The following is a 10,313-nucleotide window of genomic DNA, read 5'->3' as shown; positions in this document are numbered from 1 at the left end:
TACAGCCCTTAACCCGGGTGCGGGGCGGTTTGGAGAAGGGGTCAGCGGAATACCTGGGCGCGTGCGTCGTTCAAGGGGGTTCCCCAGAGGTCCGGCCGTTTGGTCTTGAACCTCCGGCCGGTGAGTGCTTCAGGCGCCAGGCGCAGGTAGTTGTCCTTGGTGCCCGGCTGCCAGGGATCAAGTCCGAGTGCGTCGACGACGGCCTTCTCCCGGCGGTCCAGGATCACGTGTGCCCGTCCACGGGCCACCACGCTCCATGCCTTTTCGCTGACGGGCTCGTAGCCGTCGATCTCCAAGGCACACGAGGTCGTCATGGTGCTCCAGAACTTGGTGCCCGCACCTGTGCGGAAGACAATGCTGTCGCCGTCCAGGACGTAGTTCACGGGAAAGACATCAGGATGCCCGTCGACGAGTACGGCCAGCCGGCCCACGTTGGTTTGGTCCAAAAGGTCCCAGCAGTCGTCCGGGGCAAGCCGCTCAACGGCGGCAGGAGGCTTTGTGTTCATGCCCTTGACGCTAACGGCGGCAGGCCGCCGTCGTTAGGGCCGTTGGTCCCGGCTTCCCCCACATGCCGGCTACTCCAATGACGCCCGGGTAGCGTCGTCCAAGGGACTCCACCAGGTCAGTGGCGGCGTGACCTTGAAGCGTCGTCCGGTCATGGCCGTCGGAACGATACGGACAAAATGGTCCTTCCGGCCGGCCTGCCAAGGGAAGAGCAACAAACCGACGGTGTCCAGCACTTCCTGCGTCAGTTTGATGCTTTCCGCTGTTCCCTTGACGACGACGCTCCACGCGACACCAGTGTCGGAATCCACGCCATCTGCTTCGATGGCCACAGGTGTTGCGCCGAGGGCCGCGTGCAGCTTGGTGCCTTCTCCTGTTCGGAAAACCAAGGTTCCGTGATCCACCTTGAAGTTGACGGGGAAAATGTCGGGATGATCGACTGCCCATACTGCCAGGCGCCCAACTGAGACACTGCGGAGAAGCTGCCAGCATTGGTTGGCGTCGAGCTTCTCCGCCTCGGGAATTGCAGGTTTGTTCATCATGCGACGACACTAGGACGGCCGACGGTTCCGTGACAGGGCACAAAGACCCCCTGCCTGATCGACTGATGGGGCGTCCGCTGATGGAAGGCCTAACGAGTCCCGGAGTAGGCTGGCACCCAAGGAGCCGGGATGCCTCGGAGAGGGTCGCCGGCCTTGGTGAAAGGCAGCGATGAACGACACTCCGGACCCACACGGCACACCACCGGGCGTACCCGGCGTACCGCTGGAGGAACTCCTCAAGGACTTCGTGGCGAGGGCCGGAGAGTTGCTCCAGGCCCAGGAAAGAACGCGAGGTCTCCTCGAAGCCGTGGTGGCGGTGGCCGAAGACCTGGGCCTGGAGTCCGTGCTGGAACGCGTGGTCGCCTCAGCCTGCGACCTGCTCCGGGCGCGCTACGGCGCTCTGGGAGTAATAGGCGAAGATGGCGGGCTCAGCCACTTCATCACAGTCGGCATCGACGAAGACCTGGCAAGCCGCATCGGCCCTCTCCCCACCGGGCATGGAGTCCTGGGGCTGCTGATCACCGATCCCCTGCCGCTGCGGCTCCACGATCTCAGCCGGCATCCGAACGCTTACGGTTTTCCAAAGCATCATCCGCCGATGAAGTCATTTCTCGGAGTGCCTGTCCGGGTCCGCGACAAGGTCTTCGGGAACCTCTATTTGACGGAGAAGGACGGCGGAGAAGACTTTACCCCCGAAGACGAGGATCTCGCCGTCGCCCTCGCCGCGGCAGCCGGGGTGGCAATAGAGAATGCCCGCCTCTACGAAGACGCCCGCAGGCGGACCTCGTGGCTCGAAGCCTGCATGGACATCACCGGCAGGATGCTCGACGACGGCCGGCCTGAAGGTGCCTCCCTTGACCTGATCGCGGAAAGGGCAATGCGCGAATCCGGAGCAGAACTGGCCTTGGTGCTGCTGCCTTCAGCGGAGCAGGCCGGGGAATACACCGTTGAAGGCCACGCCGGCAGAGATGATGGCATGGCCGATGCCGCCCCGGTTAAGGGACGTGTCCTTTCCGTGGCCTCCACTGGCATTCAAGGCCGCAACGATGGATCGTCCTCAACCGTCCAGGACCCATGGCGCCTCTTCCCCGTCGACCGGGCCGGGCAGCCGGGAACCCTGCTGGCAATGGACCTCAGCGCCCAGGGCGACCATCAGGGGATCCTGGTCCTTGGCCGATCATCCGAAAAGGGGGCTTTCTCCACAACCGACGTAGAGATGGCTTCGGTGTACGGCTCACACATCGCGTTGGCCCTCGCCCTTGACCGTATCCACCGCCTGCGTGAACAACAGGTGGTCTTTTCTGATCGGGACAGAATTGCGCGGGACCTCCACGACCTGGTCATCCAACGGCTTTTTGCCGCAGGACTCAGCATCCAAAGTTTGCGGCGCTTTGGAGCAGCACCGTCGGTCGAAGGACGCATCAACGCCATCACGGACGAGCTGGACACCAGCATCAGGGACCTCCGCAATACCATCTACTCGCTCCGGGCCACCGGAGACGATCGAGAGCTCCTGAGCACCCGCATCATGCAGACCATCCAAACAGGAGCCAAAGCGCTCACGCACGCACCGCACCTGACGTTGACAGGCGCGATCGATTCCCTTGAAGACGACGTGCTGGTCGAGCACCTCCTGGCGGTCCTGACCGAAAGCCTCAGCAATGCCGTGCGCCATTCCGGCGCGGAAACAATCACCGTCTCCGTTGCTGTGGAAGATGACGCCTTGACGATGGAGTTGGCGGACGATGGCTGCGGCTTCAGCGAAACAGGTTCCGGCAACGGACTGGACAATATGGTCCGCAGGGCGGCGGAACTAAACGGTTCATGCATCATCACCAGTACGCCGGGCAAGGGGACATCCCTGACGTGGACCGTCCCGCTGCGCTGAGCGGGACCGGTATCAGCGGCCCTTGCCGGCATTCTCCCCCGGCGCATTGGCCATGAAGACGGCCGCTTGGGTCCTGCGCTCGAATCCCAGCTTTGCCAACAACGACGACACATAATTCTTGACGGTCTTCTCCGCCAGCAGCATCTCCTCACCGATCTGACGGTTGGTCAGGCCCTGCCCCACGAATTCCAGGACCCGCCGTTCTTGTGGAGTCAGGGACGCAATCCGGGGATCAAGCTTCTTTGGTTCAGTAAGTCCGCGGATAATCCGCGCTTTGACGTCTTCATTGAACAAGGACTCACCCTTCGCTGCCCGCCGCAGCGCACCCAGAAGGTCAGTTCCCCCGATTTCCTTGAGGATGTAGCCCGCCGCGCCGGCCAGCACTGCACCCCGCAGCGCCTGCTCGTCGTCGTAACTGGTCAGGATGAGGCAGTTCAGCGCGGGGTCGACGGACCGGACGTCCCGGCATACCTCAATTCCGGTGCCGTCAGGCAGCCGCGCGTCCAGGACGGCGACATCGGGATGGAGGGCCGGTATCCTGCGCGTCGCTTCCTCCGCCGACCCGGACATACCAACGACTTCGAAACCTTCACTTTCCAACAGTTCCTGCAGCCCCCGACGAACCAGTTCGTGGTCATCGAGGATGAACACGCGGATGGGCTTCGCCGTGACGCCTGTCGGGCCGGGTTCCTCAAAACGATTCATGGTTTCCTCTCCGGCGGGGGCGGCACCGCACATGCCGATCTTTGAACACCTCCAAATTGTTGCCGACGTGTTCGTCGGGTTACAAGGGCCTAATGACCCTGCACAACCTTCGTGACTTTTGGCCCTGTTGCCGTTCGGCGATTAAACGGACGCTGGAACTACGGGAAGACCGGACGCCACCTTGCAGGAGCTTGGTGGTTCCATCAAAGAAAAAGGAGCAGTATCACCATGAAGAAATGGACGCGATGGCAGGACTGGACAGTGGTCGCCGCTGGAGCCTACGCGGCCCTCTCAGTGCTGTGGACCACGCAAACTGGATCCTCGACGGCGGTAATGGTCACCTTGGGCATTCTTCTGGTCATCGGAGGAGTCGTTAACCTGGCCGCCCCGGGAATGCCCGCCGCGGAATGGGCGCAGGCCATTATTGCTGTGGCTTTGCTGCTGGCCCCGTGGGTTGCCGGTTTTACCTCCGCTACGGCCACTGCGTGGAGTGCATGGATACCAGGGGCGGTGGCTTTGGTAGTTACCGCGCTGGCCATAAAACCAAGCACGGAGGAATACCGGCACCACCACGTCATGCCCTCGGCATAACCAATCCGGAATCTGGCGCCTGAGCACCGCTCGGCGCCAGATGTTTACCCGATTACTTTCCCCTTTTCCAGCCGGCCCGAATGAGTGGACAGGTCACCATGCAGAACAAGCACGCAGCCAGGCTTCAGTTCCTCGGCGCAACAGACTCCGTCACGGGTTCGCGGTATCTCATTGAGTTCATGGGCTCACGGGTACTGGTGGACTGTGGCCTCTTTCAAGGCTACAAGCGGCTCCGGGAACGCAACCGGCGGCCCTTCCCGGTCTCACCGTCTTCCGTTGACGCCGTTGTCCTGACCCATGCCCACTTGGACCATACCGGCTACGTCCCTGCCCTGGTCCGCGACGGTTTCCGAGGCCCCGTTTACGCCACGCACGGAACGGAGCAGCTCTGCAAACTCCTGCTGCCCGACAGCGGGCACCTGCAGGAAGAAGAAGCCCGCTACGCAGTCCGGACCGGTTCATCAGTGCACAAACCTGCCCTTCCCCTCTACACCGCGGCTGAGGCCGTCAAGTCGCTTAACAGCTTCAGGCCCGTCGACTTTGACACAGCCATCGAAGTTGCCCCCGGAGTCCGGGCCACGTTCGTCCCGGCCGGACACATCCTGGGGGCAGCCCAAATACAGCTCGAGGTGGGAGGGCGGTCAGCCCATTTCACTGGAGACCTGGGCAGGACGGATGATCCGTTCATGTACCCGCCGCGCCAACTTGGGACGGTAGACGTCCTGGTAACAGAGTCCACCTACGGCAACCGGCTCCATCCAAAGGGCAGCCCGGAGCACGAACTGGCTGATGTGGTCAACAGGGTCGTCAAACGAGGAGGCGTGATTCTGATAGCGGCGTTCGCTGTGGGCCGCGCAGAGACACTGATGCTCCAACTGTCCCGGCTTCGCCACAAGGGACTCATTCCGGATGTGCCGGTCTACCTTAACAGCCCCATGGCCATCGATGCCTCCTACATGTACCAACAGCATCCTGAGGAGCACAGGCTGCGTCCTGAAGAATTCACCAGCATGTACCAGCTGGCCAAAATGACCCGCAGCGTGGATGACTCGAAACTTCTCAACCTCCGCGGAGGCCCGATGATCATCATTTCCGCCAGCGGGATGCTCACGGGCGGCCGGATTCTCCACCACGTCGAAGCCTACGGTTCCGATCCCAGGAATGCCCTTGTCCTGAGCGGCTACCAAGCGGCTGGAACACGGGGGGCGGCCCTTGCCGCCGGTTCCCGCGAAATCAGGATCTATGGAAAGAATGTCCCGCTGCGGGCCGAGGTAGTTCAGCTCGAGGGGTTCAGTGCCCACGCCGATGCGGACGGGATCATCCAGTGGATGCGCTCCGCCCCCCAGGCACCGGCAATGACTTACATCACCCATGGGGAACCGGAAGCCTCCGACGCCTTGCGTTTACGCATCAAGCACGAACTCGGGTGGAACGCACGAGTCCCGGAATACTTGGAAGAGGTCAGTCTGGATGCCCCGGACTAGCTGCACAGCCAGGGACGTTGGGGTAATCAACGTCCAACAGCGGGACTTCCGGCCCTAACTCCCGGAGACGGGACACAGGAAACTGGACATGCAACCCCCGGACCCATCGCTCCGGGACATATCCAAGAAGAACGGGACAGCCATGAAGGAAGCAATTGTCGTTGGTGTCAACGATTCGCCCAGCAGTGACGCCGCAGTTCGGTGGGCCATGCAGAGGGCTGCGGCCCTGAAGCTGCCCGTACAACTTGTCCACGCCGTCGACGACCGCTGGGCCTATGACGCCGTCGGATATAACGAATGGATCCGGGAGTCCGGCGAGACTCTTCTCGCCGCCGCGAAAGACCACGCCAGCAAGCTGGAACCAACTGTGGAAATCTCCACCGACCTGGTCTCAGGGGGGTCGGGCTACGCTCTTGGCAAGAAGTCCAAGAAGGCCTCCATGGTAGTGGTCGGCTCCGGGCACGGTTGGGTTGGTGGTTCGCTGACGGACCGGGCCTTGCAGGTAGCCACGGTGGCCCAGTGCCCGGTAGCGGTCATCGGCGAGCATGACATGTCGAACCGGCACGGCGTCCTGGTCGGTGTTGACGGTTCGGAAGAATCCACGCAGGCGGTCGCGTTCGCCGCCGCAGAGGCGGATCGGACAGGCCAGGAGCTGACGGTGCTGCATGCCTTCCATTTACCGGAACCAGTGGTGAGCCGCGGCATGCCCCCCGGTAACTACTCCGAACTCGTTGCCGAACAAGAGCGCGTGGTCTTGTCGGAAACAGTTGCGGGTCTGGCGGATACCTATCCCGACCTCGCGATCCACCAGGTCCTCGAAACCCGCATGCGACCGGCGGAAGCACTGCTCGCATATGCGGCCACCGCGCGCCTGCTGGTTGTCGGCAGCAAGGGCCATGGCGCCTTCAAGCGACTGCTGCTCGGATCCACGGCGCATGCGGTGCTCGGCAAGATTCCCTGTCCGACCATCATTACGCGTCTTCATACAGTGAAGCACTCCGAATAGGACGGGCGGCCCTGGCGCAGTGGTCCGGCCATTGTGATCCAGGGCCTCCGCACTGTTCTTCGCCGGACATCACGTCATTCCCTGCCATCAGGCCGGCGGGTGCCTGACGACTATCACCGGACAACCGGCGTGATGGAGAACCGCATGGGCGGTTGAGCCAAAGCTGCCACTGACTGCACCTTGAGCAGAGGTGCCCACGACCACAACCTGGGCACCCCCCGCTGCCCCCACCAGCGTCCCCGCCACGGAGGTTCCCGGCAGGAGGCGGTCCCGGACCTCCAGACCCGGCCAGATGTTGCGTACTGACCGCAAGGCCGAGTCGAGCATCTCCCGCTTTTCGGTTGCACCCGCTTCGTAGAAAGCGTCTTGGTGAAATCCGTGGTGTCTGTGGACGTGCACGATTTTGAGCACTGAGTGCGCCAAAGAGGCGAAGTTCGCCGCATAGCGGAGAGTGGCCTCCCAGCCTTCGTCAGCTATGCCGACGACGACCGGCCCATGGGGTCGTTCCGAACCTCCGATGACGGCCACAGGGCAGGCTGCCGTGGAAGCCAATTCGAGGCTGACCGACCCAATCAACAATCCTGGAAATCCTTGCGCACCACGGGTGCCGACGACCAGGAGGGAAGCTGTTGCCCCCAGCTTGCGGAGGTTCTCAGCCGGCCACCCATAGACCAGGCTTGTTGCGATTTGCGCGTCTGCAAACACTTCGCGGGCGAGAGCCACCCCATCGGAAACAATTGATTCCGCTGCGTGCCTCAGACCGCTGCCTGCTATACCCGGAACCGGCCCCATGTTGTGGGTAAACACCGGCCAGAGCGAACAATGCACCACATTGAGGATGAAGCCGCTCCTGCGCGCCTGCATGGCAGCCCACCGCACAGCTTTGCCCGCCGCGTCGGAACCGTCGTACCCGACAACGATCCGTTCCTTCTCATTCATCGCCGCGTCCCTGGCACTTCATAGTGGAAGGCAGCCGCTCTCAGGCCAGGAAGACGTGCTTGCCCGTGACCTCTGCGGGCTGAATCCGGACGAAAAGGTCACGCCCTCCACCTGCCCATGGTTCAACCAGGGCCTTTCCCCAAAGTTGGGTGAGCAACGCGGGCTCGACTACCCGGGAAAACGGTCCGCTGAACAGCACGGACCATCCTTCGCTACGATCCGACCGGAAATCATCCACCTGGAACGAAACCTGAAGTCTGGCGACGGGCGTGCCGATCATGCCATCCGCAGAGGTGCGGAAGTAGATGCTGTTCTCATGGACCAGGTAATTGACCGGCAGGATCATGACCCTGCCATGGTGCACAAAACCAACCCTGCCGGTTGTCCGTGAACGCAGGAGCTCCCAGCATTCCTCTTCCCCGAGATCCTCATTGACGTGCCGGGCTCCATCTATCCGGCCTGGTTCCATGCTGGGCAGGGTCATCGCTCATCCTTTCGTGGGGTGCGCCTTGGCTCTCTTCTTTGATTGAGAGCCTATGAAGCCCCACCCGGGAGGCGTAGGGCCAAAAGGCCCCAAGCTACGGTTCGCTCTGCCCCGATGCATCCTTATCCGGGTTGTGGACCACGAGCACCGGGCAATGGGCATGGGCCACACACGCCGAGCTGACCGAACCGAGCAGCAACCCTCCGAAACCCCCATGTCCGCGGCGTCCAACCACGATCATGTCCGCTTCGCGGCTGGCCTCAATCAAACCTTGCCTGGGATGATTCCGGACAAGGCGGGAGACAACGTTGTCCGGAAGCGCGGGCCCGAACGCCTTTTCGACAGCCTTGCCAAGGATCTCTCCTGCGGCTTTCTCGAAGTCCGTTATGCCCATGGCCACGTAGCCGTCGTAAACACGCGGATACTCCCAAAATGCTGTGGCTACCACCTCGGCGCCCAGGGGCCCGGCGAGCTGTTGGGCCACGCGGAGAGCCGTGATGGATGCCTCGGAGCCGTCAACTCCAACGATGATCTTTCCCGTCGAATCCTCGCGGTCCATGACCGTCCCTTTCGCCGAACCAACCTTCCTGTCTGCTGCAAAATACCCTTGAATTGCCGACGTCGACCAGAGTCTTAGGTCACGATGCTGCGGTCTGGTTGTCCCGGGAGCCTTCCGAGCGAAGCTGCTCAATCGTCCGGCGAAGGGTGCGAATGATGTCATCGAGCTCCGACGTCAAATTTTCCATCCGGTCCAAAGCCGAGGGGTCGCCCATGAAGCGTCGCAGGTTCTGGATCCCCAGACCGGCAGCGAACAAACGCTGGATCACCAAATCGTGCAGGTCGCGGGCGATCCGTTCCCGGTCAGTCAGCAGCAACGACTGTTCCCGAAGCGCACTCACGCGTGCCAGATCCAAGGCAAGCCCGACCCTGCTGCCAAAAAGCTCACTTGATTCAATATCCGTACGCGTGAACAGCCGCCCTCCGGCGGGACGGGCCAGCAGCAGGACCCCGTTCTCGGTTCCCCTGTGCCCGAGCGCGAAAATCAACACCGGTCCCAGCTTGTCCGACACTTCGTTCCCGAACACCTCAACAGGGTCCCGCACGATGTCGGATTCCCCTGTGGCCAGTACCGAGGCCACGGCATCTGTCACCGGAAGTTCTTCCCCCGGGTAGACGCCTTGCACCCCGACTGCGGACCGGCAACGCAATACTCTGCCGCCCGCAGGCACCGCGACCACGCCCAATGCTGAGTCGGAGGCCCGCAGCGCCGCTTCCGCTACACGATCCAGATTGCCGCGGTCTTCGTCGAACTGGCTGGCAATCAAGCGGCTGCCCAAGTCAATTCCAGCTTCCAGCCATCGTTGCCGGCAGCGGCTCTCATCGAACAGGCGGGCGTTTTGGATAGCTACGCCGGCCGCCGCTGCCAAGGCGATCGCCAACTCCTGATCTGCGGCCGAGAAATCCTGCCCGTTGCTTTTTTCCGTCAGGTACAAGTTGCCGAAAACGACATCACGCACCCGGATGGGCACGCCGAGGAAGGTCTTCATGGGTGGGTGGTTCTCTGGAAAGCCCACAGCCATGGGATGCCGACGCAAATCATGGAGCCGAAGGGGCTCCGGCTCCCGGATAAGGTGACCCAGTACGCCGTGCCCCGTGGGAAGTTCACCGATGGACCTGATGCCGTCGTCGTCGATGCCTACCGTAATGAAATGGCTCAAGCGCTGGTCTTCGCCGATGACGCCCAAGGCACCATACCGTGCATCCACCAGGACGCACGCAGACTTGACCACCCGGTCCAGGACAGCCTCCAGGCTGAGGTCCTCGGCAATCGACACGACTGCTGCCAGCAAATCGTTCATTTGCTCCTGGGCGTGCAACAACTCGTCGGCACGCTCTACGAATTGCCGGAGGAGAGTATCCAGGCGTCCATCGGCCGGAGGTTTCCAGTGGTGCTTGTCGCTCGTCATAGCCGGACTCCCTTGCAACGATCCGCCAGTGTCCTGTGGTTGAGTCTAGGGGAACTGGCCGAAGTGGGCAGGTAACCTTCGGCTTTGTTCGGTGCCTGTCTTGCGTGCCAACCTGGCGACGTTCCCTGTCTGTGTCATGGCAAAGACAGATCCCAAGGAGTGGGCACTCCAACAGAAGGCTCACATGCTGATTGCATGCCTTG

The 10,313-nt window shown here is 62.2% G+C and carries 11 protein-coding genes; 4 read left to right on the top strand and 7 right to left on the bottom strand.

Features of this window, described 5'->3' with window-relative positions; translation table 11 throughout:
* Positions 1 to 41: 41 nt before the first annotated feature.
* Together PYR64_RS07640 and PYR64_RS07635 are read right to left on the bottom strand one after the other, a co-directional pair.
* Positions 42 to 506 carry a pyridoxamine 5'-phosphate oxidase family protein gene (locus PYR64_RS07640; protein ID WP_079581278.1) on the bottom strand — a complete coding sequence of 155 codons (465 nt, stop codon included), beginning with the start codon at positions 504 to 506 and terminating at the stop codon, positions 42 to 44.
* 69 nt (positions 507 to 575) lie between these two features.
* Positions 576 to 1,046: a pyridoxamine 5'-phosphate oxidase family protein gene (locus PYR64_RS07635; protein WP_018779700.1), complete on the bottom strand. Its 471-nt coding sequence runs from the start codon at positions 1,044 to 1,046 to the stop codon at positions 576 to 578.
* Between the two features lie 169 nt (positions 1,047 to 1,215).
* On the opposite strand from PYR64_RS07635, the gene PYR64_RS07630 reads away from it, so the two are divergent.
* Positions 1,216 to 2,934 carry a GAF domain-containing sensor histidine kinase gene (locus PYR64_RS07630; protein ID WP_275779228.1) on the top strand — a complete coding sequence of 573 codons (1,719 nt, stop codon included), beginning with the start codon at positions 1,216 to 1,218 and terminating at the stop codon, positions 2,932 to 2,934.
* Between the two features lie 12 nt (positions 2,935 to 2,946).
* Here the strand turns inward: PYR64_RS07630 and PYR64_RS07625 are convergent, their stop codons facing one another.
* Positions 2,947 to 3,639 (bottom strand): response regulator transcription factor, encoded by a 693-nt coding sequence (locus PYR64_RS07625; protein WP_039241452.1) that lies wholly within the window; start codon positions 3,637 to 3,639, stop codon positions 2,947 to 2,949.
* Between the two features lie 228 nt (positions 3,640 to 3,867).
* Between PYR64_RS07625 and PYR64_RS07620 the strand changes: the two genes are divergently transcribed.
* From PYR64_RS07620 to PYR64_RS07610, 3 genes are all read left to right on the top strand, one after another.
* Entirely contained in the window at positions 3,868 to 4,230 is a 363-nt protein-coding gene (locus tag PYR64_RS07620) for an SPW repeat protein (protein WP_018779703.1), read from the top strand.
* A 98-nt stretch (positions 4,231 to 4,328) separates the two neighbouring features.
* Positions 4,329 to 5,714, top strand: a complete 1,386-nt coding sequence (locus PYR64_RS07615) for an MBL fold metallo-hydrolase (RefSeq protein WP_275779917.1) — start codon at positions 4,329 to 4,331, stop codon at positions 5,712 to 5,714.
* A gap of 142 nt (positions 5,715 to 5,856) precedes the next feature.
* Complete coding sequence (locus PYR64_RS07610) at positions 5,857 to 6,720, top strand: universal stress protein (RefSeq protein WP_035734279.1); 864 nt, start codon at positions 5,857 to 5,859, stop codon at positions 6,718 to 6,720.
* Between the two features lie 87 nt (positions 6,721 to 6,807).
* Here PYR64_RS07610 and PYR64_RS07605 read toward each other — a convergent pair whose 3' ends face one another.
* The 4 genes from PYR64_RS07605 to PYR64_RS07590 form a co-directional block, all read right to left on the bottom strand.
* The gene (locus tag PYR64_RS07605; protein ID WP_275779224.1) at positions 6,808 to 7,659 is read right to left on the bottom strand and encodes a universal stress protein; all 852 of its coding nucleotides are present in this window, start codon (positions 7,657 to 7,659) and stop codon (positions 6,808 to 6,810) included.
* 40 nt (positions 7,660 to 7,699) lie between these two features.
* A complete protein-coding gene (locus PYR64_RS07600; RefSeq protein WP_079581283.1) occupies positions 7,700 to 8,143 on the bottom strand; it encodes a pyridoxamine 5'-phosphate oxidase family protein in 444 nt (147 codons plus the stop codon).
* A gap of 94 nt (positions 8,144 to 8,237) precedes the next feature.
* Positions 8,238 to 8,702, bottom strand: coding sequence for a universal stress protein (locus PYR64_RS07595; RefSeq protein ID WP_079581284.1), 465 nt, complete (start codon positions 8,700 to 8,702; stop codon positions 8,238 to 8,240).
* A gap of 79 nt (positions 8,703 to 8,781) precedes the next feature.
* Positions 8,782 to 10,110, bottom strand: coding sequence for a GAF domain-containing protein (locus tag PYR64_RS07590; protein WP_275779221.1), 1,329 nt, complete (start codon positions 10,108 to 10,110; stop codon positions 8,782 to 8,784).
* Between the last annotated feature and the right edge of the window lie 203 nt (positions 10,111 to 10,313).

Source organism: Paenarthrobacter sp. Y-19 (assembly GCF_029223985.1).
Lineage (GTDB): Bacteria > Actinomycetota > Actinomycetes > Actinomycetales > Micrococcaceae > Arthrobacter > Arthrobacter nicotinovorans.
Note: the sequence above shows the minus strand (reverse complement) of the source record. Positions and strands in the feature narration are given on the sequence as shown.